At 33.6% G+C, this 24,208-nt stretch carries 22 protein-coding genes and 1 tRNA gene; 2 read left to right on the top strand and 21 right to left on the bottom strand.

Annotated features, from left to right (window positions below; translation table 11 throughout):
- Nucleotides 1-2: 2 nt before the first annotated feature.
- Both BMZ74_RS04935 and BMZ74_RS04930 read right to left on the bottom strand, forming a co-directional pair.
- Nucleotides 3-482, bottom strand: a complete 480-nt coding sequence (locus BMZ74_RS04935; protein ID WP_089860625.1) for a DUF456 domain-containing protein — start codon at nt 480-482, stop codon at nt 3-5.
- 283 nt (nt 483-765) lie between these two features.
- Nucleotides 766-1,227, bottom strand: a complete 462-nt coding sequence (locus tag BMZ74_RS04930) for a redoxin domain-containing protein (protein WP_089860623.1) — start codon at nt 1,225-1,227, stop codon at nt 766-768.
- 208 nt (nt 1,228-1,435) lie between these two features.
- Here BMZ74_RS04930 and BMZ74_RS04925 point away from each other — a divergent pair.
- A tRNA-Pro gene (locus BMZ74_RS04925) sits at nt 1,436-1,512 on the top strand.
- A 94-nt stretch (nt 1,513-1,606) separates the two neighbouring features.
- Here the strand turns inward: BMZ74_RS04925 and BMZ74_RS04920 are convergent.
- The 19 genes from BMZ74_RS04920 to BMZ74_RS04830 all read right to left on the bottom strand — a co-directional run bounded on the left by BMZ74_RS04920 (nt 1,607) and on the right by BMZ74_RS04830 (nt 23,851).
- A complete protein-coding gene (locus BMZ74_RS04920; RefSeq protein WP_089860621.1) occupies nt 1,607-3,001 on the bottom strand; it encodes an NAD(P)/FAD-dependent oxidoreductase in 1,395 nt (464 codons plus the stop codon).
- A gap of 231 nt (nt 3,002-3,232) precedes the next feature.
- Nucleotides 3,233-4,483 carry a hypothetical protein gene (locus BMZ74_RS04915; RefSeq protein WP_089860619.1) on the bottom strand — a complete coding sequence of 417 codons (1,251 nt, stop codon included), beginning with the start codon at nt 4,481-4,483 and terminating at the stop codon, nt 3,233-3,235.
- A 45-nt stretch (nt 4,484-4,528) separates the two neighbouring features.
- Nucleotides 4,529-4,834 (bottom strand): YerC/YecD family TrpR-related protein, encoded by a 306-nt coding sequence (locus tag BMZ74_RS04910; RefSeq protein WP_089860617.1) that lies wholly within the window; start codon nt 4,832-4,834, stop codon nt 4,529-4,531.
- A gap of 22 nt (nt 4,835-4,856) precedes the next feature.
- A complete protein-coding gene (guaA, locus tag BMZ74_RS04905) occupies nt 4,857-6,395 on the bottom strand; it encodes a glutamine-hydrolyzing GMP synthase (RefSeq protein ID WP_089860615.1) in 1,539 nt (512 codons plus the stop codon).
- Nucleotides 6,396-6,543: 148 nt separating this feature from the next.
- Complete coding sequence (gene ppdK / locus BMZ74_RS04900; RefSeq protein ID WP_089860613.1) at nt 6,544-9,165, bottom strand: pyruvate, phosphate dikinase; 2,622 nt, start codon at nt 9,163-9,165, stop codon at nt 6,544-6,546.
- Between the two features lie 19 nt (nt 9,166-9,184).
- Nucleotides 9,185-9,994, bottom strand: coding sequence for a pyruvate, water dikinase regulatory protein (locus BMZ74_RS04895; RefSeq protein WP_089860611.1), 810 nt, complete (start codon nt 9,992-9,994; stop codon nt 9,185-9,187).
- A gap of 448 nt (nt 9,995-10,442) precedes the next feature.
- Entirely contained in the window at nt 10,443-12,095 is a 1,653-nt protein-coding gene (gene groL, locus BMZ74_RS04890; RefSeq protein ID WP_089860610.1) for a chaperonin GroEL, read from the bottom strand.
- A gap of 135 nt (nt 12,096-12,230) precedes the next feature.
- Nucleotides 12,231-12,521, bottom strand: coding sequence for a co-chaperone GroES (locus tag BMZ74_RS04885; protein WP_089860608.1), 291 nt, complete (start codon nt 12,519-12,521; stop codon nt 12,231-12,233).
- A 304-nt stretch (nt 12,522-12,825) separates the two neighbouring features.
- A complete protein-coding gene (locus tag BMZ74_RS04880) occupies nt 12,826-14,214 on the bottom strand; it encodes a DUF512 domain-containing protein (protein WP_089860606.1) in 1,389 nt (462 codons plus the stop codon).
- An 18-nt stretch (nt 14,215-14,232) separates the two neighbouring features.
- A complete protein-coding gene (gene tsaD / locus BMZ74_RS04875; protein WP_089860605.1) occupies nt 14,233-15,270 on the bottom strand; it encodes a tRNA (adenosine(37)-N6)-threonylcarbamoyltransferase complex transferase subunit TsaD in 1,038 nt (345 codons plus the stop codon).
- 1 nt (nt 15,271) lies between these two features.
- A complete protein-coding gene (gene tsaB, locus BMZ74_RS04870) occupies nt 15,272-16,048 on the bottom strand; it encodes a tRNA (adenosine(37)-N6)-threonylcarbamoyltransferase complex dimerization subunit type 1 TsaB (RefSeq protein ID WP_089860603.1) in 777 nt (258 codons plus the stop codon).
- Nucleotides 16,029-16,514 (bottom strand): tRNA (adenosine(37)-N6)-threonylcarbamoyltransferase complex ATPase subunit type 1 TsaE, encoded by a 486-nt coding sequence (gene tsaE, locus BMZ74_RS04865; RefSeq protein WP_089860601.1) that lies wholly within the window; start codon nt 16,512-16,514, stop codon nt 16,029-16,031. The genes tsaB and tsaE overlap by 20 nt, the downstream gene beginning before the upstream one ends.
- A complete protein-coding gene (proC, locus tag BMZ74_RS04860; protein WP_089860599.1) occupies nt 16,515-17,312 on the bottom strand; it encodes a pyrroline-5-carboxylate reductase in 798 nt (265 codons plus the stop codon).
- 25 nt (nt 17,313-17,337) lie between these two features.
- Complete coding sequence (locus BMZ74_RS04855) at nt 17,338-18,594, bottom strand: glutamate-5-semialdehyde dehydrogenase (protein ID WP_089860597.1); 1,257 nt, start codon at nt 18,592-18,594, stop codon at nt 17,338-17,340.
- Nucleotides 18,584-19,720: a glutamate 5-kinase gene (proB, locus tag BMZ74_RS04850; protein ID WP_089860594.1), complete on the bottom strand. Its 1,137-nt coding sequence runs from the start codon at nt 19,718-19,720 to the stop codon at nt 18,584-18,586. The genes BMZ74_RS04855 and proB overlap by 11 nt, the downstream gene beginning before the upstream one ends.
- Nucleotides 19,721-19,915: 195 nt before the next feature.
- Nucleotides 19,916-20,395: a PTS sugar transporter subunit IIA gene (locus BMZ74_RS04845; RefSeq protein ID WP_089860592.1), complete on the bottom strand. Its 480-nt coding sequence runs from the start codon at nt 20,393-20,395 to the stop codon at nt 19,916-19,918.
- 73 nt (nt 20,396-20,468) lie between these two features.
- Entirely contained in the window at nt 20,469-21,893 is a 1,425-nt protein-coding gene (locus BMZ74_RS04840; RefSeq protein WP_089860587.1) for a PTS transporter subunit EIIC, read from the bottom strand.
- A 195-nt stretch (nt 21,894-22,088) separates the two neighbouring features.
- A complete protein-coding gene (locus BMZ74_RS04835) occupies nt 22,089-22,946 on the bottom strand; it encodes a PRD domain-containing protein (protein ID WP_089860584.1) in 858 nt (285 codons plus the stop codon).
- Nucleotides 22,947-23,365: 419 nt separating this feature from the next.
- Entirely contained in the window at nt 23,366-23,851 is a 486-nt protein-coding gene (locus tag BMZ74_RS04830; RefSeq protein ID WP_245750821.1) for a glucose PTS transporter subunit EIIB, read from the bottom strand.
- A 208-nt stretch (nt 23,852-24,059) separates the two neighbouring features.
- On the opposite strand from BMZ74_RS04830, the gene BMZ74_RS04825 reads away from it, so the two are divergent.
- Nucleotides 24,060-24,208, top strand: a 149-nt coding sequence (locus BMZ74_RS04825; RefSeq protein ID WP_425432338.1) for a transposase, incomplete at its 3' end; no start/stop codon positions are given.

Genomic DNA, 24,208 nt, shown 5'->3' with positions numbered 1-24,208 from the left:
ACCTAAAATATTATAAATAAAAACCAGATCATTAAAAATAGTTCTAAAATTAGTTTAGCTGTTGTCCCTGTTATTAAAGCAAATATACTGCTTAAAGCAATTTGAAATGACTTATTTTTATTCCTGCTCAAATAAAATTCTAAAATAAAAATTGTTAAAAATGGTCCAATAATAAAACCCAATGGTCCTAAAAATAAAGCACCTAAAATTATTCCAATTCCTGCTGCTAAAATAGTTTTATTACTACCACCTCTTTTTTTTATAAAATAGGCTCCAGCAAGATAATCTGCTAAAAATAATAAAATAGTCACTATAATAGCTGCAATCCAGAAATAAATCGAATAGCTTAAATCAACTTTTATAAATTTATAAAGAATAATTGCCAACCAGAAAAAAACTCCTTCTGGTAAAACCGGTAAAAAAATAGCAATAATTTCTAAACTAAACAAAATCAAAACCAAAATTATTAAAAATATATCCATTAGCTGACCCCCTTAAACTGCTTTTAATTCTAGCCTTAGTACATCTATCTGAATAATTTATTAACTAGAGTAAAAATAAATTAAATTTAAAATATGTTTAAATGAATTATATCATAAACTATTAAAAGCAAGCAAAAAACCCTATTTATTTAAACAGGGAATTTGCTTGCTCTTATTTAAAACATCACATTCTATTAAGTTTAATCTTATGAAATAAGTTGTGAACTTTTTACTTTAAGTTTAAACTAAATAGCATTTTAGGGAAACTCAAATTTATTAAATTTTAACTATTATCCTTTACCTGCTCTAAAACTTCTTCTATATCAGGGAGTTCTCCTAACTCATATTCTTTACTCCAGAGAATTTCTCCCTGGTCATTAATCAATATATTAACTCGACCTGAAGTTCCACTTTTTTCGATAAATATACCCAGTTTTTCAGCAAATTCACCATGGGGCCAGAAATCAGAAAGCATTTTTAGATTTTCAAATTCAAGTTTTTCTGCCCAGGCCTTTTTACTTGGTACTGGATCAATACTAAGTCCCAATGGAACTGTATTATTTGCTGTGAAATCAGCATAATTATCCTCTAATGACTGCATTTGTTTTCGGCAGACACTTGTCCAGGCCAAAGGATGAAACGATAGCAAAACATTTTTACCTGTAAAATCAGATAAACTAACTTCATTTCCAGTATGATCTTTTAATTTAAATTCAGGAATTTTTTCGCCTTGTTCAAATTTCATTTGCAGCGCCTCCTATTTAAAATGTTAACTATCTTAATCAACTAATTATAGTGTATCTTTATTGATAATAAATATCAAGTTATAATTTTACAAATCACAGATAATTAATTCAATTTATTAAAATTAAAGTATTTAAAGTTGATCATTAAGAAAGTTCTTTACTGATTTTAGCAATTATGTTATAATATTTTTTAGTTGATTGATTTGACTGGCTGTAGCGCAGCTTGGTAGCGCGCTTCGTTCGGGACGAAGAGGTCCGGGGTTCAAATCCCCGCAGCCAGACCATTTTTTATTATTTACAGCTTTACTCTCCTATGCATAATAATGAAAAAGCCGCCCAGTTAACCTGGCCGGCTTTTTCTTTAATAAAAATTACTGTTTAATTTATTTTTTCCATAATAGAACGAGCAATTACCAGACCAGAAACAGAAGCCTGCATTAACCCTCTTGTAATACCAGCTCCATCTCCACCCATAAATAAATTCTCTATTTTAGTTTCCAAATTATCTTTAACTGCCAGACGTGATGAATAAAATTTAACTTCTACCCCATATAAAAGAGTATCTCTACCATAAATACCAGGAGTAATTTTATCGAGCGCTTTTAACATTTCAATAATTCCAGTTAAGTGTCGGTGCGGTAAAACTAAAGATAAATCACCTGGAGTAGCTCCTTTTAAAGTAGGCTCAGTTACTGATCTTTCCAATCTTGCTTTAGTAGTTCTTCTCCCAGCCAGCAGATCACCTAAACGCTGAACCAGTACACCTCCAGCTAGTAAGTTAGCCAGTTTTGCAATATCTTTACCATAAGTTATAGGCTCATGAAAAGGCTCAGTAAATGTTTTACTTACCAATAAAGCAAAATTTGTATTATGAGTTTTAAAATCAGAATGACTATGTCCATTAACAGTAACCAGCCCCTGGTTATTTTCACTAACTACTTCTCCATAAGGAGACATACAAAAAGTTCTAACTTTATCATCAAAGGTAGGGGTATGATAAATAAGTTTTGATTCATAAAGATTGTCTGTCATATATTCAGTAACAGCAGCTGGGCATTCAACCCTAACTCCAATATCAACTGGATTAATAGCAGTTTCTATAGTTAAATTTTGAGCTTCTTTAGTCAGCCATTCAGCATTTTCACGACCAGCTGCTGCCATTACATAATCAGCTGTTATTTTTTCACCAGCAGCAGTTTCAACTGCTTTTATTTGATCAGATTCAATTAATAATTTTTTAACATTGACTCCAAATCTAATTTCAACCCCATTTTCAACTAAATAATCCTGCATATTCTGCAGAACTACCTGACTATACCCTGTCCCCAAATGACGTAAACTAGCGGGAATAAATTTAAGTTCTGCTTTAACAGCCTTTTTACGAAATTCATTCTTTTTATCATCAGTAACTCCAAAAATCCTATCAGGAGCACCAAATTCTAAATAAATCTCATCGGCGTAACTAATATTTTCAATTAAAGCCTGTCTACCTATATAATTTTCAAGATTACCACCAATATCCGGTGAAAGTGATAATTTACCATCACTATAGGCACCTGCTCCACCCCATCCGGAAACTATTGCACAACTAGGGCAGTTAACACAGTTGGTGCCAGGATTTTCTTTCATTGGACAAACTCTACGCTTAAGATCTGTCCCTTTCTCCAAAATTAAAATATCCAGCCCACTTTTTTGTTTAATTAATTCCAGGGCAGTAAATATTCCAGTTGGACCGGCACCAATAACAATCACATCATAATCTTTTTTACTCATTAATTTTTAAACCTCCAGGTTTTAATACTGTCTAAAATAATATTTTTTAGGCAAACCAATATGTATATTTCTGGACAATAAGCCAAAATCCTTTTTTTATTTTACTTTTTTTAATTAAAATTATAGATTTTTCAAGCAAAAATTTTTTATATTTAACTAGGGTAAACTAAAAAGGCTGGTGCTTATTTAAAATAGCACCAGCCTTTTTATTCATTAATTCAGCTATAATTTTTAGAATTTAATGGTAGTAGCAAGACCAAACTTAACTCCTTTAGCATTATCAGTTAAGGCTAATAAATCAGCTATACCAAAATCAATCTTGAAACTATTATTAATATTAATTCCCAAACCAGCTGCCAATTCAACACTTTCCCGCAAAGTTGAATAATTAATTCCCAGCCGTAGAGGAATCAGTTTAGTTTTTCTAAACTGACTGCCCAGTGAATAAATATTTTCATCCTGACCACCATCATAGTTAATTCTTTCATAATCAGCATAAAATACTGTATTGGGGCTATAATCTAGTTTAAGACCTAACCTTACTATACGCGGCAGATCATACTCAAGCTCATCTTCAATCACAGTTCCCTCAAAATCTTCTTCTTCTAGTTTAGTACTAGAACTAACTATAGTATAGCGAACTCCGTCTCGATAATAATCATCAGCTGTTAATTTTCCGATATTCATAACACTAAAGGCAAGACTATAATTATTTCTCAGCTTAAAAAGTAATCCTAAATCAAAAGCATTCCCAGTTGCTTCTGAATCATTACGATCAGCGTAAAATTCTGGTGAACTGGTTGAACTATAAGTTACGGTACCATCTGGCAAGAGAGTTGCAGTAATATTACCTCCACCAGAATAACTATAAATATCCCCCTCCAAATAATGATAAGTTGCACCAAAATACAAAGCTTCTACTAATTCAGATTTAGCTGTCATAGCTGTGCCAATTTCTCTAGCATAGCTTAACGAAAGATCAGTTAAGTTTACTGCACCACCTGCTGTCTGGCCAAGATCAGCAGTAACTGATGCACTATCAGTTCCAGACTCAAATTCAATTTCTGGTTCATCACCAGCAATAATACCAGCTGCATCACTATCAGCAGTTAGTATCCCTTCACCACGAGCATTAATACCAATTGTAAAGTTTTTATAAAAAATTTGAGTTCCAGCAGCAGCCATTCCTCCAACGAGCAAATCCTCATCTGATAGTTTAGCTGTAAAATCTTCATCACTAAATTCATCATTTTTGAAAACATTATTCCAGATTGAAAAACCAAAATTAGCTTTAATTGTAAAATTATTATCTCTCAGAGATAGTCCAGCCGGATTTGAATAATAAGCAGATTCACCAGTTAAAGTAGAAAAGTCAGCTCCTATTCCAATTGCCTCAGCATCCAGAGCAGCTAATGAGCTTTGCGTTGCAAGCATAATTAGACATAAAAATAGCAATAAGATATGCAGAGTTTTTTTATTCATTTTTTCCCCCTTGTTTGTCTCATAACAACTGACTAGTTAAAGCAGTTATTCTGTTAAGTTATTTCCTGCCTCCAGACGAGCTAAAATTAAATTATAACCATCCTCACCATACTCAAGTGAGCGTTTAACCCGACTAATAGTTGCTGTGCTCACTCCAGTTTCTTCTACAATATGATCATAAGTAAAACCAGCTTTTAACATTCGGGCAACTTCCAGGCGCTGACCAAGTGCCTTTATTTCACCGATTGTTGCAATGTCCTGAAAAAAATCATAACACTCTGCTTTATTCTGCAGCAGTAAAATTGCCTCAAATAACTGTTCAGTAAATTTATCTTTTAAATTTCTGGACAAAGTTGACACCTCTCTTCTGCCTTTATTCCCATTCAATAGTTCCAGGCGGCTTAGAAGTTATGTCATAAACAACTCTATTAACTTCACTAACCTGATTAACTATCCTGGTTGAAATAGACTGCATAACCTCATAGGGCAGCCGTGCCCAGTCAGCTGTCATTGCATCATCACTTGTTACAGCTCTTAAAATAATTGGATAACCATAAGTACGTTCATCTCCCATTACACCAACACTTCGCAAATCAGGCAGTACAGCAAAAGACTGCCAGATTTCTCTAGTCAAACCTGCTGTTCTAATTTCTTCCTGAACAATTGCATCAGCTTCCCTTAAAATTTCTAATTTATCCCAATCAACCGGGCCAATAATTCGAATAGCAAGTCCCGGACCAGGAAAAGGCTGACGCCAGACAATTTCACTTGGCAAACCAAGCACTTCACCAATTTTTCTGACTTCATCTTTAAATAAAAAGTGAAGTGGTTCAACTAATTCAAGATTCATTTCTTCTGGTAGACCACCTACATTGTGATGACTCTTAATTGTAGCTGCCTTATCTGTACCCCCACTCTCTATAACATCAGAGTAAATTGTTCCCTGAACTAAATAGCGGACATCTTTTATTTTTTCAGCTTCTTCATCAAAAACATTAATAAATTCATCACCAATTATTTTACGTTTAGTTTCTGGATCCTGAACTCCAGCTAGCCTTGCTAAAAATCTAGCTTTAGCATCAACATAAACTAACGGAATATTAAATTCTTCACCAAAAGTACGTTTAACCTGCTCTGCTTCACCTTTTCTCAGCAAACCATGATCAACAAAAATACAGGTTAACTGATCTCCAATTGCTTTATGAACAATAGCAGAAGCAACAGCAGAATCAACTCCACCTGAAAGTCCACAAATAACCTTACCCTGGCCAACTTGTTTTCTAATTCGACTAACTTCCTCATTAATATAATCTGCCATATTCCAATTTGCTCTGGCATTAATTATCCTAAATAAGAAATTATGGAGAATTTTTTTTCCCTGTACTGTATGATTCACTTCCGGATGGAACTGAACTCCATACAAATTACGTTCAAAATCAGCCATTGCTGCTACAGTTGTAGTTTCAGTCTGCGCCACTACTTTAAATCCAGTCGGAACTTCTTTAACATGATCTCCATGACTCATCCAGACTTGTGAATAGTTTTCTAGATCTTTGAAAAGATTCTGCTGACTAAAAATTTCTAAATCAGCTTTGCCATATTCACCCTGTTCAGCTTTTTCTACTTTACCGCCTTCTAAAAGCTGAGCCATTAGCTGCATACCATAACAAATACCTAAAATTGGAATTCCTAATTCAAAAACTCCTTGATCTACTCCAGGAGCACCGACAGCAGTTACACTGTCTGGACCACCTGAAAAAATAATAGCAACTGGATCAATTGCTTTAATTTCTGCCAGAGAAATATCATGACCTTTAATCAAAGAATAAACATTAAACTCTCTTACTCGTCGAGCAATAAGTTGACTATACTGACCCCCAAAATCAAGAATCAATATTTTATCGTAATCCATCAAATTCCCCTTCCACTTTTATTTACTAAAGTATACAGTGGAAAAGCCATCTTTGTCAAGAGCTGAGCGGAATAGTTTAGTAAGAAAAAGTTCCCTCAAACTATTAAAATAGTGAGGGAACTTAAAACAACTTTAATTAGACTTAAAATTAATCATTTTTAATTGCAGACTGAGCAGCTGCCAGTCGAGCAATTGGAACTCGATAAGGAGAACAGGAAACATAATTTAATTTAGTGCGGTGGCAAAAATCAATTGAAGCTGGTTCACCGCCATGTTCTCCACAAATTCCTACTTTTAATTCAGGTTTTTCCTGACGTCCAAGTTTGACTGCCATTTTAATTAATTTTCCTACTCCCTGTTGATCAAGGACAGCAAAAGGATCCTTGGCAAATATTTCTTGATCAAGATATTTGCTAATAAACTTACCAGCATCATCACGCGAAAAGCCATAAGTCATCTGAGTTAAATCATTAGTACCAAAAGAGAAGAAATCAGCATGACGGGCTATTGTATCAGCTAATAAAGCAGCTCTTGGAATTTCAATCATAGTTCCAATTCGATAGCTAATTTTAGCTTCAGATTCTGCAATCAGCTGATCAGCAACTTGTTCAGCTTTTTCTCTTAAAATAACTAATTCTTTTTCAGAGCCAACAAGTGGAATCATTATTTCAGCTTTTACATCATAACCTTTCTCAGCTTTAACTTCTAAAGCAGCCGAAATAATCGCCTTAACCTGCATTTCATAAATTTCAGGATAGGTAATTCCAAGTCGACAGCCCCGGTGACCAAGCATTGGATTCATTTCTTCTAATTCTCCAATAACTCTTCTTAGTTCTTCGACTGGTATAGACAGCTGTTCAGCTAAAGCTTTAATATCTCGATCAGTTTGTGGTAAGAATTCATGCAGAGGTGGATCTAATAATCTAATAGTAACACTTTTATCCTGCATGACTTTAAAAATACCTTTAAAATCATCCTTTTGATAAGGAAATAGCTTAGCAAGTGCTTTTTCTCTTTTTTTCTTACTATCAGCTACAATCATTTCTCTAACTGAAATTATTCTTTCACTATCAAAAAACATATGCTCAGTCCGACAGAGACCAATCCCTTCTGCACCAAAACCGATTGCTACTTCAGCATCATGAGGAGTATCAGCATTAGTATAAACACCTAATTTACGATATTCATCAGACCAGGACATTAGCATCTTGAAATTGTCACTTAAATTAGCATCTGTAGTAGCTACTATTCCAGCATATACTTCACCAGTACTTCCATTTAATGAAATATAATCTCCTTCATTAAACACTCGATCATTAACGAAAAATTTCTTTTCTGCTTCATCAACCTGAATTTCTCCTGCTCCAGCTACACAGCATTTACCCATACCACGAGCTACAACCGCTGCATGTGAAGTCATACCACCACGAGAAGTTAAAATACCCTGTGCTTTAACCATTCCTTCTATATCTTCAGGTGAAGTTTCTTTGCGAACAAGGATTACTTCTTCACCATCCTCAGCAGCTGCTACAGCTTCTTCAGAAGTAAAATAAACCTTTCCGGTAGCAGCACCAGGAGAAGCTGCTAAGCCTTTAGCCAATAAATCAGCTTTTTCTAATTCATCTTCTTTAAAATTAGGATGTAAAAGCTGACTAATATCTTCTGGATCAATCCTGGTAATTGCTGTTTCTTTATCGATTAAGCCTTCTTCTTCCATATCAACTGCTATATTGACTGCCGCATCAGCTGTTCTTTTACCAGTTCTAGTTTGTAGTAAGTACAAATCTCCTTCCTGGATAGTAAATTCTATATCCTGCATATCATGATAATGTTCTTCCAGTGTCTTAGTAACCTGCATAAATTCATCATAAACATCAGGCATTAAATTATTTAGCTCACTAATACTTTTAGGAGTTCTAATTCCAGCAACTACATCTTCACCTTGAGCATTGAGCAAGAATTCTCCAAAAACTTTATTTTCTCCCGTAGCAGGATTACGAGTAAATGCTACTCCTGTACCGGAACTTTCACCTATGTTACCAAAAACCATCGTTTGAATATTGACAGCTGTTCCTAAATCATGAGGAATATCATTAATATTACGATAAGAAATAGCACGAGAGTTATTCCAGGAACTAAATACAGCTTTGACAGCCATTAACAATTGTTCCTCTGGTTTCTGGGGAAATTCTATGTCCTTACGTTCTTTAATTAATTCTTTAAAATCACTAATGATCTGCTTTAGATCAGCAACTGTTAAATCTGTATCATTATCATAGTTTTTTTGATCCTTTGTTTTTTCCAGAAAGTTATCAAATTCATAGCCAGGAATACCTAAAACTACATTACCAAACATCTGGATTAAACGCCGATAACTATCATAAGCAAAACGAGGATTATTAGTTTTTTTGGCAAGGCCTTCCACACTTTTATCATTTAAACCAAGATTTAAAATTGTATCCATCATCCCTGGCATTGAAATAACTGCTCCTGATCTTACAGAAACTAGAAGTGGATCTTCAAGATCTCCAAAATTCTTTTCATTTTTCTTTTCTAGATCTTTCAGATATTTAAAAATATTTTCTTGCAAACTTTCTTCCAACTTTTCTCCAATTTCAATATAGTGAATGCAAGCTTCTGTAGTAATTGTAAATCCAGGAGGTACTGGCAGACCAATATTACTCATTTCAGCCAGATTAGCACCTTTACCGCCCAAGATAGACTTCATTTCTTTTTTACCTTCTTCAAAAGCATAAATATACTTTTTCAAAACAAAACCCCTCCTTTTGTTAATTCAGATCATTTATGATATCAATAACTAAATTAGCGGCTTCTTCTACTGCTTTTTTAGTCATATCGATAACTGGACAGCCAATTCTTCTCATTAATTTCTCAGCATATTCAAGTTCTTCCATAATTTTTTCAATTGAGACATAATCAACACTGCTGTCAAGACCTAAAACACGTATTCTTTCTCTGCGAATTTCTATTAAATCGGAAGGATCAATCATTAGACCAATTATTTTACGTCTGGAAACTTCAAACAGCTGCTCTGGTACCTTGGCTCCCTTAACAAGTGGTATATTAACAACTTTATAATTCTTATGAGCCAGATACATGCTAAGAGGTGTTTTAGAAGAACGAGAAACACCAATTAAAACTATATCTGCTTTAAGAATTCCCCGGGGATCTTTACCATCATCATACTTTACAGCAAACTCAACAGCTTCAACTCTTTTAAAATAATCTTCATCAAGTTTTCTAATTACTCCTGATTCTCGAGCTGGCTGCCGGTTTAAAAAATCAGTAAAAGTATTAAGACAGGGTTCCATAATATCAATATAAGGAATCTTTCTTTGCTGACAGTTTAATTTTAGATAACTGGCCAGCTCCTCATTAACTATTGTATAAACGACTATTACAGCTTGTGAGTCAATTCCCTGTAAAATATCATCAACTTTATTTTTGCTTTCAACATAAGGATATTTTTTAATTTCATAATCAGTATTCTTATATTGTTCTGCTGTTGCTCTTGCTACCTGCTCAGCAGTATCGCCAACAGAATCTGATAGGACATAGACCATAAAATTTTTTAACATATAATCACCCTATCCTGCAAAACTATGATTTGTTTTTCTAATTTTTCTAATTTTTATTATATCACCACCTGTATTATAATTCAATTTTTGTTAAAAAAATACTCTTTTTTTCACAAAAAATTATGAAAATTTAAAATAAAGCTAAATAATAATTAGTAACGGCTAATCTAATCTGATTAGAAATAGTATTTTTATTTTTAAAATAGCAAAGGTACTTTAATTTAAATCTTCATAATTAGCAAATTACTTACTATTTAATTAATTCTCTATTTCAAAAAGAAATCCTTTTTAAAAATTAAAATATTATCAAAAATATATTTTGCTTTACAATAATTTAGTTATATTTTCTCCAGTCAGAGTTAAAGTATAATTATAAATTAGATATAAAAAACCCAGCCCTTGATCAAGGGCTGGGTATAAATAACTAACTTTAATGACTGAAAAGGGCTTACATCATACCGCCCATTCCACCCATGCCGCCCATTCCACCGGGCATTCCACCGGGCATTCCACCATTATCATCATCGTCATCATCTTTGTCAGCTACTAAACATTCTGTAGTTAACAACATCGCAGCAGCACTGGCAGCATTTTGCAGAGCAGAACGTGTTACTTTAGCTGGATCAATAATTCCAGCTTTAATCATATTAACGTACTTACCATGCATAGCATCAAAGCCAATACCATCTTCTTTTTCTTTAATTCTTTCGACAACTACTGAACCTTCAAAACCTGCATTATTAGCGATCTGTTTTATAGGAGCTTCCAGTGATTTTCTTACAATATCAACACCAGTTGCTTCATCACCTTCTAATTCAAGTCCATCAAGAGCAGCCATTACTTTCAGGTAAGTTGTTCCTCCACCTGCAACAAGGCCTTCTTCAACAGCAGCTCTAGTAGCAGATAAAGCATCTTCGATTCTATGTTGTTTTTCTTTTAATTCAGTTTCTGTAGCAGCACCAACTTGAATTACTGCAACTCCACCAGCTAATTTAGCTAATCTTTCTTGTAATTTTTCTCTATCAAAATCAGAAGTAGTAGTTTCAATCTGTTTTCTTAACTGACTAATTCTATCTTGAATTTTAGCTTTATCACCACTACCTTCAACAATAGTAGTATCATCTTTAGTGATAGTAACTTTATGAGCTTGACCTAAATCATTAATACTTGCATTTTCTAATTTAAGACCTAAATCTTCTGTAATTAAAGTTCCACCTGTCAGAACTGCAATATCTTCTAACATTGCTTTACGACGGTCACCAAAGCCAGGTGCTTTTACAGCCACACAATTAAAGGTTCCTCTAATTTTATTTACAACTAAAGTAGCTAAAGCTTCACCTTCAACTTCTTCAGAAATAATCATTAAGCTTTTACCTGATTGAGCTACCTGTTCTAATAAAGGTAAGATATCCTGAATACTACTAATTTTTTTATCTGTAATTAAAATATAAGGATCTTCTAAAGCAGCTTCCATTGTATCAGTATCTGTTACCATATATGGTGATGAATAACCCCGATCAAATTGCATTCCTTCTACAACTTCTAAAGAAGTTCCCATACTCTTTGATTCTTCAACTGAAATAACTCCATCCTGACCAACTTTTTCCATTGCTTCTGCAATTAATTGGCCAATTTCGTCATCATTACCAGCAGAAATACTAGCAATTTGAGAAACAGCTTCTTTACCTTCTACAGGCTTAGAAATTGAAGCAATTTCAGCAGTTAATTTTTCAACTGCTTTTAAAATACCTCTTTTTAGTAGCATTGGATTAGCTCCAGCAGCCACATTTTTAATACCTTCTTTAAAAATTGCTTCTGCTAAAACAGTAGCAGTTGTTGTTCCATCACCAGCTACATCATTAGTTTTAGTAGCAACTTCTTTAACTGCTTGAACTCCCATATTTTCGTAATGATCTTTTAATTCAATTTCTTTAGCAATACTTACACCATCATTTGTAATAGTAGGAGAACCAAAGCTTTTTTCTAAAAGTACATTACGTCCTTTTGGTCCCAGTGTTACCTTAACTGCATTTGCTAAACGAGAAACTCCGCTTTCTAATTTACGGCGTGCATCTTCACCGAACTTTAATTCTTTTGGCATCTGAATCCCTCCTGTATAGATTAAACTGAGTTATTTTTTTAGAATAAGTAAATAAATAAAAATATTAAAGCTTATTTAGTTTTTTAAATAACTAAATTTACAATTAAATAAAAACTAATTTAAATTTGTTAAAGACTACTCGATTACTGCCAGCACATCTTCCATTGATAGAATAATATACTCTTCTGAATCAAGTTCTACTTTAGTTCCAGCATATTTATCAAAAACTACTGTATCACCAACTGCAACTTCAGCTTCTTCTCCTTCTGGAGCAATTTTATTCCCAACAGCAACAACTTCAGCTTGTTGTGGCTTTTCATCTTTTTTAGCTGTATCTGGTAGTACAATACCACCTTTTGTTGTTTCTTCTTTTTCTTCCTCCACATATTTAACTACAACTCTGTCTTTCAACGGTTTAATACTCATTTAAAAATAACCCCCTTCTAAATATTATATTTATTTTTATAATAATTAGCACTCGCTATGAGTGAGTGCTAACAAGCACTGTAAATATAATACCTAAGAAAATGAGGAAAATCAAATCTTATTTATCGTTTTAAATAACTATTTAAGGTTTTAAAACCCAATTAAGAAACATTAAGTCTTTTATTCTCTAAATAAATACCATTAACAATCTATATCTGAGTTATATCTTTAACAGTTCTGTTATATATAGTATTAATGACTGTAATCAAAAAGATTTTAAATATTTAAATAGTAAAGTAACTACTTATAAAAGAATAATTTCTGCTGATAACTGATCTGCTAATTGACTATAGTTGCAGCCAAGTAAATCATCTCCATAATAGTCATAAATTACTGCTGGCAGAATTATTCTATTAATCTTCTGGTGATCTGGCTGGATAAGATAATTATTGACTGCGAATTCGATATCTGAATTAACTAATAAACCAGCAGCTTTAATTGAACCACCAAAAAATTTATTTTCTGTTTTAATCAAATCTAAGTTGAAATTATCATCTCCTAAGTATTCAGCTAATATACTATTGAGTAATGGATAAGCCAAACTTGAAGTAATGACTAAAGTTGCTATATTCTCCCCTGTAGTCTTAGCTGCTTCTGCATAAGCTAATAATTTATTAAGCTGTTCTAGCTCAAAATCATAGGACATAATCAAACCTGACTTCTCAGCAGCATTCTTTTTAAGTATAAGCTTAAATTCTTGCTTTTTACGTCTAATTAGCAGCTCAGGATTAGCTAATTTCTGCAGTTTATAAAAACTTTCCACTCGCGTGCTGACTTCCTTATTATTAATAGTTTGAATAATATCACCTGCTATTAAGCCTGAACTGTCAGCAGGTGAATTTGAGATAATTCCACAAACCTCTACCTGCAGATCAGTTAATAATTGTGGTTCAATTATAATTGGATAATTATAATTGAACTGTTCTTTTTTAATAAAAGAATTCAACTGCTGATAAGCTGCTTTGTCTACCAACAAGTCTGGATCAGCATAAATACTAAAACCAGCCAAGAAAACACGCAAAACTTGGGGAGGATAATCTGCTAAAAAATCAAAAACTTCTTTTAAGTAATCAAGTCCTTTTAGATGATGCATTGAAACTATACTGGCTTCAAATTGCAATTTGTGCTCAGTAAGTTTTTTAATCAATTTAAAAACATTATCTGGTCGGGAATCATTCATTAAAAAAACCCGTTCAGCAGGAGCGGGAGCATTTAAGGAAATATTTAAAGCTAGTGGTCCTAGCTCAGCTAATTGACTAACCCTATCTGGAGTGAGAAATGAACCACTAGTAGTTATTTTAATTTCTAAATTAGGCCATCTTTTTCTTAATTCTTTTAAGATCTGCCAGATTTTAGGATGGGCAAATGGCTCTCCTTCAATAATTTTGCTGGCTGATTCACCAATATAAACAGGTTGCTCGGGGTCTAAAAATTCAATCATAGTTTTAATTAATTCAAATTCTAAATGACCAAAACTATAGCTTTTTATAGAATGGTGATTGTTTTTATGACTGCAAAAAATACAGTTCAATTTGCAGATTGAAGTAATTGGTAGTATATTATCATTTTGTACTGTTTTTAAAAGTATCTCTTCCCGTGTGCGTTCACGAGAACCAGTTTTTTTGTTTTTCATACTTAATCACCTGATAATTTATAATTTAAGAGCTGGATCAGCACTCAAGCTAAGTTCAGCAAAGTCTTTTTCTAAATATTGATAATAAGCAACTGCACCAATCATAGCTGCGTTATCAGTACATAAGTCTAATGGCGGATAATATAATTTTAAACCTAGTTCAGTTGTTTGTTTACTAATTGATTTTCTCAGCTGTTGATTAGCAGCTACCCCACCTGATAAAACAATACTTTTAGCATTATACTTTTTAACAGCAGCCATTAAATTACTGCTCAAACTGTCAATAACAGCAGCCTGAAAACTAGCTGCTAAATCTGCTTTATTAACTAAATTACCTTTTTGCTGTTGATTATTTATATAATTCATTACAGCTGTTTTTAAGCCACTAAAACTAAAATTAAAACTATCGCCTAGATCAGCCCGGGGAAAGTCAACTGCAGATGGATCACCAGACTGGGCAGCTTTTTCTATTGCTGGTCCACCAGGATAGCCCAATCCCATAAAACGAGAAATTTTATCGAAAGCTTCTCCGGCTGCATCATCCTGAGTAGAGCCTAAAATTTTATAGCCCCTTCTGCTGGCAAAATAAAGCAAATCTGTATGACCACCGGAAACTGTCAAACAAATAAGAGGTTTTTCAATGTCTGGGTTAGCAATAAAGTTAGCGTAAATATGCCCAGCTATATGATTAACCCCAATTAAAGGTATTTTTAAAGCCAGAGCAATTGTTTTAGCAGCTGTAAGACCAACTAATAATCCACCTACCAACCCCGGACCATAAGTAGCCGCTACTGCATCAAGATCACTAAATTCAACTCCAGCTTCTACTAATGCCTGATCAATTACTGGTAAAATTAGTTCTAAATGTTTACGGGAAGCAATTTCTGGAACTACCCCACCAAATTTTTGATGCAGTTTAACCTGGGAAGAAACTACATTTGATAAAACTTCTGTTCCATTTAAATTAACAGAAGCTGCTGTTTCATCACAAGAACTCTCCAGAGCCAAAATTAAGATATCCTCTGTTTCATTTTTTATTTTTTGAGTAAACTGCATTTTAATTGCCTCCTGCCAAATCAGTTTTTTTACCATACTTCTGCTGCCAATTAATTTCAGCCTGGGGCTGCTTTAAATAAGCTGGTTTAAGCTGATAAATATCATCTGACTGATCCATTGCTAAATATTGAGCTGCTAATCTTGCTAGTACAGCTGCTCTAGGAAAGTCATTTTCTAAATTAGCAAATTCAACTCTAAAACCAGCCGCTGTCAAAACTTCTTTCACTGCAATTTTTGGCTCTCCTAACAAAGTTAATTTAAACTGCCGGTAATCAGCTAAAATTTCTGGTAGTTTAGTAATTTCAATTCCAGCTGGTTTAATTATCGCTTTTCGCGAATTAAAGATAAGATTATTACTGGCTGAAATAGCCTGTTGTCGTTCAGCTACTTTACCTAATTGTCTTTGATAAAGTGCAGTATAGACTCTTTTACGTCTGGCATCAAATAAAGGTAGTAAATACTCACCCTCTACAGCTGCTGCCAGAAGTTCAAGGCTTGAAACACCCTTAACGGGTATTTTAAAAATTCGTGCCAGTAATTTAACCGTAGTAATTCCAATTCTTAGCCCGGTAAATGAACCAGGCCCAACAGTTACTCCAATTCCGCTTAAATCTGCAACTTCAAACTCAGTTAATTCAAACATAGACTCAATTAAAGGCAGCAATTTTTCACTATGCTGCCTTGGTAAATGTAAATTATGTTCAATGACTAGCTGCTGCTGATTAAGCAGTGCCAATCCTAAAACTTCTGTTGCTGTATCAATTGCCAAAGTTAACATTATTTTTCAACCTTTCTACCAAGTTTTGGCAGCTTTCTCCTTCTGCCTGAAAACTAATTTTTCTCTGCCCAACTGCTAATTTTTCCAATTTTAAATAAATAAAATCAGCCGGAATTAAATTAAAAGCAATTTCCGGCCATTCAATTAAAATAATAGCATTTCTATTTAGATAATCTTCAAACCCAATTGTAGCTAGTTCAGCTTCTGACTGCAGTCTATATAAATCCATATGAATCAATTCAGGAGAACCTTGATATTCCTGAACTAAATTAAAAGTTGGACTACTAACTTTTCCTTGGTACCCCAATCCTGCTGCTAGAGATTTAGTAAATAATGTTTTACCTGTTCCCAAATCTCCAGCGCAAAGAATCAATAGAGGTGCTGTCAAATAATTGGCAATCTCTTCTGCCAACTGCTGACTTTCTACAGGGGAATTACTAATAAAAGAAAGTTCAAGCTCATCCATTTATTTGCCCAACTCCTCAGAACGTTCTGTCGCTTTAGTTACTGCTTCTATAACAGCTGATCTAAAACCAGCTGCTTCTAAGGCAGCAACTCCTGCAATTGTGGTACCTGCTGGTGAAGTTACCATATCTTTAAGCTCAGCTGGATGCTTATCTGTTTTTAAAACCATTTCAGCACTACCTTTAACTGTCTGTGCAGCTAACTGAAGGGCAGTTTCTCGATTAAGTCCTTTTAAAACACCAGCATCAGCAAGTGCTTCAATAAAAAGGTAGACAAAAGCAGGTCCACTACCACTAAGACCAGTTACTGCATCCATATCTTCTTCTGAAGCTTCTTTACTTAAGCCTAATGCAGCAAAGATTGACTGAACAAAATCTTTTTCTTCTGCTAAAACAGAAGCTGAAAAGTTTAAAACACTCATCCCAGCTCCAACTAAAGCAGGTGTATTAGGCATTACTCGAATAATTTTAGCTTCTTCCCCTAAATAGCGGTTCAAAAGTTTCATTTTAACCCCAGCTGCAATAGAAATTATAATTTGTTTATTATTAACTTCCCTAATTTCTTCTAAAACAGATCTAATTACCTGAGGTTTAACAGCCAAAATAATGTAATCAGCCTGAGCTGCTTTTTTATTATCAGTAGTAAATTGAAGATTTGAATATTTTGTTTGTAATTTATTCTGAACAGTGGTTCTTTTATCTGCTACAATAATTTTATCCAGGGGAACTACTTCTTTTTCTGCAATTCCAGCTAAAATTGCCTGCCCCATATTACCTAATCCAATAATTGCCAGCTTCATTAATAATAACCCCCTTCTCTTAAACTTATTCGCGAATCTGACCATCACCCATAATTATATACTTAGTTGTAGTTAATTCCTTTAAACCCATTGGCCCTCTAGCATGAAGCTTTTGTGTACTAATTCCTGTTTCTGCGCCCAGACCAAATTGACCACCATCAGTAAAACGAGTAGAAGCATTAACATAAACTGCTGCAGCATCAATATCAGCTAAAAAAGCACGCGCCGTGGTATAATTTTCAGTAATAATTGCTTCAGAATGACCAGTACCATACTGATAAATATGGTCAACTGCAGCTTGATAGTCTTCAACTACTTTAACAGCCATAATATAATCTAAAAATTCAGTTGCATAGTCTGCTGCTGTTGCGGCGTGTAAATCAGGTACAATTTTCCGGCTCAGTTCACAACCACGCAGTTCTACCTGATGCTTTTTAAAAATGTTTGCTATTTCAGGTAAAAATTTTGCTGCTACTGCCTGATCAACCAGCAAAGTTTCAGCAGAATTACAAACAGAAGGACGAGAATATTTAGCATTAAAAACTATTTTTTTAGCCTTAGCTAAATCCGCTGCCTGATTAACATAAACATGACAATTGCCAACCCCAGTTTCAATAACCGGTATCTTAGATTCATTTACTACCCGCTGAATTAAACCAGCACCACCCCGGGGAATTAAAACATCTAAATAATCATTTAAAGTAAATAATATTTCAACAGCCTTACGATCTGTTGTCTGAATCAGCTGCACACATTCTTCGGGCAAACCAGCCTGATTTAAACCTGACTGAATAATATTGGCTAAGATTTGATTTGACTTAAACGCATTTGAACCGCCCCGTAAAATAACTGTATTACCTGATTTTAAGCATAAACCAGCTACATCAACAGTTACATTGGGACGTGCTTCATAAATAATTCCAATTACCCCGAGAGGAACCCTAATTTTACCAATCTGCAGTCCATTAGGCCGTTTCCACATCTCAGGAACTTCTCCAATTGGATCAGCCTGTCCAGCAACTTCTCTTAACCCAGCTGCCATAGAACTAATTCTAGCTGGAGTTAATTTAAGCCTGTCCAGCAGGGCTTTACCAATCTCATTTTGACGGGCGGCTTTCATATCCTGTTTATTGATCTCAATAATTTCTTGCTGTCTTTCCATTAGTTTATCTGCAATTAAATTTAAAGCTTGATTTTTAAGATCACTATCAGCTTTAGCCATTATTCGAGCTGCTTTTTTAGCTGCCGCCGCCTGGGAAATTAGTTCTTCTCTAATACTCATTTTTATCTCCTCCTACTACCATATTATCCCGATGAACAACTTCACTTTTATTAAAATAGCCCAGCACAGTTTCTATTTCATCAGAATGTAAACCCTTGATCTGATCAATTTCAGCTGAATTATAGTTAACAATACCCTTAGCAATTTGCTCCTTTAAATGATAAATACTAACCAAATCTCCACTTTTAAATTTGCCCTTAATTTCTTTAATCCCACCAGGTAACAAACTTTTACCCCTGCAAACTAACGCAGCTGCAGCCCCATGATCAACTAAGATTTTACCCTGGGAATGAAGATTAAAATTTAACCATTGCTTTCGTTTAGAAAGTCGATCTGGTTGAGCTAAAAAAGTTGTTCCTAAGTTAAATTCATTCCTTTCTGCCATCTTAATTAATTTCAAAAGCGAATTTTTTTCTTTACCAGATCCAATTACCATATCAATTCCAGAATTAACTGCTATTTTAGCTGCTTCTATTTTGGTTGCCATTCCTCCTGTACCAACAAAACTGCCTTTTCCCCCTGCCATAGCCTCTATTTCGTCTGTAATATCGGTAACCTTATTAATTAATTTTAGCTCCCCAGCAGCTTTTTCTGGATTAGCATTATAAAGCCCTTTTACATCTGATAAATTAATTAAAAGATCTGCTTCAATCAGGCCAGCCACCCTGGCGGCAAGAGTATCATTATCACCAACTTTTATTTCATTAGTAACTATAGTATCATTTTCATTAATAACAGGAATAACATCTTTTTCTAATAAAGTAATTAAAGTATTAAATGAATTTAAATAACGATTTCGATTTTCTAAATCACTAGAAGTTAGCAAAATTTGAGCACATTTAGCTCCATATTCACGAAAAAACTTATTATAGATACCAATTAAAAGACCTTGCCCAACAGCTGCACAGGCTTGTTGCTCTGGGATTGCAGTTGGCTTAGTTTGATAGCCTAGTTCCCCCATTCCAGCTGCAATTGCTCCTGAACTAACTAAGATAACTTCATAACCTTTATTTTTTAAATCAACTAATTGCCTGGCCAGACTATCAATTTTAGTAAAATTCAATTTTGCATTTTTATTACTTAAAGTACTGCTACCTACTTTAACAACAATTCTTTTATATTTCATATTTAAAATCATCCTAATCTACTACAAATTCTTTCTAAATCTTATGTATAATTATTTAAATTAAATTGCTTTAAGTTATTATAACAAATTTTAAGCAAGATAAAAAGGGAAACAACTATCAACAAAATAGTTATTTCCCCAGTAATTAATTTAAGCAGTTCTGCTTTTATATGATTTATTAAATTGATTATAAATTTAAGCTAATTGAACTTTTAAAACATTTTCGCCTGCTTCTACTACAGATTTTTTAACTAATTCAAGGCTATCAACCTTTTCCATATTAGTGATAATAACTGGAGTAGAGATAGATGGTGCATTTTCTTTAATAAAATCAAGATCAATTTCAATCAAAGGAGTGCCAACTTCTACTTTATCACCATTTTCCACCAATTTAGTAAATCCTTTTCCATCAAGTTTAACCGTATCGATACCAATATGAACCAGAACTTCAAGACCATTTTTACTTTTTATGCCAACAGCATGCCCAGTGGAAAAAATCTGTACAATCTCTCCAGCACAGGGCGCTTTAATTACATTTTCTTCAGGGGTAATTGCAAAACCATCTCCCAGCATCTTCTGGGCAAAAGCTTCATCAGGCACCTCCTGTAGTTCATTTACCTGCCCTTTAATTGGAGCAGTAATATATTCTTCTTTTTTCTTAAAAATATTAAACATTCTATCTCCTCCTTAAAGTTATTATAATATATTTCTTTTTTATTAGCCAGTCTCAGTTTAAAATAATTAATCCTTACATAATTTGCTTTATCTTATCTTTTAAAGCATCTGATTCCGGACCAAAAACAACCTGTACACTACTACCAGATTTCATAACACCTGAAGCCCCTAGTTCTTTAAGCTGCTTTTCATTTATCTTAGTATTGTCAACTACTTCTAATCTCAACCTGGTAATACAGGCGTCAACACTTTCTAAATTTTCACTACCACCTAAAGCTGCAAGAATCTTAGCTGGTCTTTTTGTAAGCTGATCAGTCTGCTTATTTTCTTTTCTCTCACCAGTGTCTGTTTCCCGACCTGGAGTCTGGAAATTAAATAAAGGGATTGTTACATAAAAAACTGTAAAATAAAGTACAGCCATAACTGGACCAACTATCAACCAGAAAGCAGCTGGATTACCTAAATTAGATAAACTTAATACATAATCAATTGCACTGGCTGAGAAAGTATAACCAATTCTAATATTAAAAAAGTTAGTTAATAATCCTGAAATAAAAGCTCCAATTATATGAAAAACATAAAGCGGTGGAGCAACAAAAATAAAAGAAAACTCAATCGGTTCTGTAATTCCTGTTAAAAAAGAAGTGACAGCAGCTGTTGTTAACATCCCTGCAACTTTAACTTTATTTTCTGCCCTGAGATACATAGCCAGACAGGCAGCTGGTAAAGCAAATAGCATAATCGGAAATTCTGCTGCCATAAAACGTCCTGCTGTTGGATCACCTGCAAAAAAGCGAGCTGTTTCTCCTCTTAACACCTGACCTGAAGCAGTAGTGAAGCGACCAAATTCATATAAAAATGGTGGATAATAAACATGATGCAGACCAACAGGAATTAAAGCCCTCTTCCCAGCTGCATAAAGTGCTGGTCCCAGTGATGAATTCATTGCAAATCGAGCAAATTCATTAATTTTTATCTGGATAGGAGGCCAGATAAAAGATAAAACAACCCCGGCCAATAGAGCGCCTAAAGCTGTTACAATAGGTACCAAACGTTTTCCTGCAAAAAAGCCTAGATAAGGGGGCAATTCAGTAGTATGAAAACGTTTGTAAAGTTGAGCAGCAATAATCCCAATTACAATACCACCGAATACTCCAGTGTTTATTGATTCAATATTGCCTCCGGTTTGCTGGGAAATACTAATTAAATCAGCCATAATATTTAATACATTTGCAAAAACTGTATAACCAACTCCTGCTGCCAGAGCAGCAACAGCATCTCCTGCAAATCCTATTGCAACACCAAGTGCAAAAATTAGTGGTAAATGATCAAAGATAGCTATACCGCTATTAAACATTACCTGACCAATATTTGCATAAATACCAGTATGGCTCTGTAAAAGCCTTCCAACTGCAACTAAAATCCCTGCTGCTGGCAGCACAGAAACTGGCGTCATCAATGCTTTCCCAATTTTCTGTAGTTTTTTAAATCCTTTCATAAAAGATCCCTCCTCGCATAAATTAAAAGTTAAATCATTTGCTGAACAGCCAACTTTATAAAATAAACATTATAAAAAGCTGCTTAAATAATTTCCTCCTTGATCAGTTAATGATTAAAGGTAATTATCTAACCAGCTTTTGCCTGATTTAACAGTAACACGCCTATCTGTTATATTTAGTTTTGTATTAAAATCTTAAACTTTTAAATCTCTTTTTAAACGATGTAAATGCAAAGCAAGATAGCCTTTTTCAGCTTCTGGAACTTGACAGTTAAATTCAGTTTCAATAATAACAGCCAATTTTTCAGCCAGGTGAAATGAAAAAGCAAAACTTTCTTTTATATTTTCTAACAACGGATTAGGATTATCAGACTGACCCTCTATCCTTTCCAGAGCAAAACGAAGATGATTAACTAGACGAGCATAATTTAAACTATCATAACTAAGCTGAGATCCCAAATTTTTTTCTACTTCCATGACCAGTTTTTTAATTAAAGTTGTATTTTTTAATGTCTTAGAAACACCATGCTGGTTTCTAGCACCATGAATATGAAGAGTAATAAAGCCAACCTCACTTTCAGGAATAGATAGTTTAAAATGCTTTTCTAACATCTCTACTGCCTGAGCAGCTAATTTATATTCCTGACTATAAAGAGTTCTTGTTTCGGCTAAAAAAGGATTAGCTACTTCAATTCCTTCTTTGAATCTTTTTAAAGAAAAGGCAATATGGTCAGCAAGGCCAATTCGAATATGCTGATCCAACTCTTCTCCCAGCTCAGCTGAAACCATTGTAATTATTTCTTCAGTTATAGCAATTATCTCACTATCAACTTCAGCTAAAAGCTGAAAATAATTATCTCTTTTTTCCCCCTGTACAGGACTAAATTCTTTTTCAAATTCAAATTTATCTTTTGCAATTAAATCACCTTGTTGACGGGAAAAGCCAATTCCTTTGCCAATGAAAATTGATTCTTGATCTGATTTTAGATTTACTGCTAAAATTACATTATTATTAAATATTTTTTTAATTTCAAATTTCACAGCTGCAACCATAATTTCCTCCTTTAAACTAAGCTAATCCACTCCTTTTTTAAAACTATTTAATTGCTAAATATAATTAAAAAACAAAAAATCCAGCAAAAGATAACAAATTCACAGCTATTTGCTGTTACTTAAAATTTATCTTCTCCCAGATCATGCCTGATTTAACAGTTACACTCTTATAAAATTAATATTATATTTACTACTTAATTAATAATACCAGTCTTAATTTGATTTTGCAAGTCTTTTAATAGATAAAAAAATCAATTTAACTATTGTTTAATTGACATTGCCAACTTTTGATAGGCCAAGACCAGTCAATATCCCGGGAACATAATAAAACAATTTAGATTATTTCCCAAAAATCAAATTTTTATAATTATTAAATTAACTGGTCGAAATATTTCGACCAGTTAATCATTAAAATAATTCTATTTTAATTCTTTTTTAATACTGTCAGCAATCATTTCAGCCTTAGTTCCAACTACAACCTGGGCATTATTTTTATTTGCTTTTAAAACACCAGTTGCACCGAGTCTCTGAAGAGCTGATTCGTCTATTTGCTCAGTATCATTAAGTTCAAGCCGCAATCTTGTAATACAGGCTTCAATCTGTTTAATATTAGCTGCTCCTCCCAGAGCTTTAATATATTCTTGTGATTTAGATCCACCAGATTTAGTATTCTGCTGTGATTCTGGCATAATACTCATTTCTGTTTCACCAGCTGCTACTTCAGATTCAAGCCTACCAGGAGTAGCTATATCAAATTTTTCTATTACAAAACGAAATAACAAGTAATAAATAACAAAGAAAACTACTCCAATTGGAATAATTAATAATGGTTTTGTTGCCAAACCATAGTTTAAGAAATAATCAATTGCTCCAGCTGAAAATCCAAAACCATGTTGAATTCCCAAAATATAAGTAACTACTAATGAAAGACAGTAATGTACAATAAGTTGTGTAAATTAAATATCGATATTTTTTTAAAATAAAAAAAGAGGAATCCTTCTTTAAGTGGTTGAATATATTTATCGACGAAAATAAAAAATCAAACCACTAGGAGGACTCCTCATGAAAAGTATACCTGAAAAACCCAACAATGGTCAAGTGAATTTTGATGACATGATTAATGATTTGATCAAAAATTTTCTCGAAAAATTGCTTAAGTCTGAATTAACCGAATTTCTAAATTACGATAAATATGAAGTTACTGGTAAAAACTCTGGCAACAACCGCAATGGTAATTATTCTCGTAACTTCCAGACTAAATA

The sequence above is a fragment of the Halanaerobium salsuginis genome (assembly GCF_900114545.1).
Lineage (GTDB): Bacteria > Bacillota > Halanaerobiia > Halanaerobiales > Halanaerobiaceae > Halanaerobium > Halanaerobium salsuginis.
Note: the sequence above shows the minus strand (reverse complement) of the source record. Positions and strands in the feature narration are given on the sequence as shown.

Excerpts from the sequence above, each read along its gene's own strand:
- tsaE (WP_089860601.1), bottom strand. The coding sequence starts at position 16,514 with ATGGATGAGCTTGAACTTTCTTTTATTAGTAATTCCCCTGTAGAAAGT.
- BMZ74_RS04845 (WP_089860592.1), bottom strand. The coding sequence starts at position 20,395 with ATGTTTAATATTTTTAAGAAAAAAGAAGAATATATTACTGCTCCAATT.
- tsaD (WP_089860605.1), bottom strand. The coding sequence starts at position 15,270 with ATGCAGTTTACTCAAAAAATAAAAAATGAAACAGAGGATATCTTAATT.
- BMZ74_RS04930 (WP_089860623.1), bottom strand. The coding sequence starts at position 1,227 with ATGAAATTTGAACAAGGCGAAAAAATTCCTGAATTTAAATTAAAAGAT.
- BMZ74_RS04885 (WP_089860608.1), bottom strand. The coding sequence starts at position 12,521 with ATGAGTATTAAACCGTTGAAAGACAGAGTTGTAGTTAAATATGTGGAG.
- tsaB (WP_089860603.1), bottom strand. The coding sequence starts at position 16,048 with ATGTTAACTTTGGCAATTGATACAGCAACAGAAGTTTTAGGATTGGCA.
- BMZ74_RS04935 (WP_089860625.1), bottom strand. The coding sequence starts at position 482 with ATGGATATATTTTTAATAATTTTGGTTTTGATTTTGTTTAGTTTAGAA.
- BMZ74_RS04920 (WP_089860621.1), bottom strand. The coding sequence starts at position 3,001 with ATGAGTAAAAAAGATTATGATGTGATTGTTATTGGTGCCGGTCCAACT.
- groL (WP_089860610.1), bottom strand. The coding sequence starts at position 12,095 with ATGCCAAAAGAATTAAAGTTCGGTGAAGATGCACGCCGTAAATTAGAA.
- BMZ74_RS04840 (WP_089860587.1), bottom strand. The coding sequence starts at position 21,893 with ATGAAAGGATTTAAAAAACTACAGAAAATTGGGAAAGCATTGATGACG.
- BMZ74_RS04835 (WP_089860584.1), bottom strand. The coding sequence starts at position 22,946 with ATGGTTGCAGCTGTGAAATTTGAAATTAAAAAAATATTTAATAATAAT.
- BMZ74_RS04880 (WP_089860606.1), bottom strand. The coding sequence starts at position 14,214 with ATGAAAAACAAAAAAACTGGTTCTCGTGAACGCACACGGGAAGAGATA.
- proB (WP_089860594.1), bottom strand. The coding sequence starts at position 19,720 with ATGAAATATAAAAGAATTGTTGTTAAAGTAGGTAGCAGTACTTTAAGT.
- BMZ74_RS04855 (WP_089860597.1), bottom strand. The coding sequence starts at position 18,594 with ATGAGTATTAGAGAAGAACTAATTTCCCAGGCGGCGGCAGCTAAAAAA.
- BMZ74_RS04915 (WP_089860619.1), bottom strand. The coding sequence starts at position 4,483 with ATGAATAAAAAAACTCTGCATATCTTATTGCTATTTTTATGTCTAATT.
- proC (WP_089860599.1), bottom strand. The coding sequence starts at position 17,312 with ATGAAGCTGGCAATTATTGGATTAGGTAATATGGGGCAGGCAATTTTA.
- BMZ74_RS04895 (WP_089860611.1), bottom strand. The coding sequence starts at position 9,994 with ATGTTAAAAAATTTTATGGTCTATGTCCTATCAGATTCTGTTGGCGAT.
- guaA (WP_089860615.1), bottom strand. The coding sequence starts at position 6,395 with ATGGATTACGATAAAATATTGATTCTTGATTTTGGGGGTCAGTATAGT.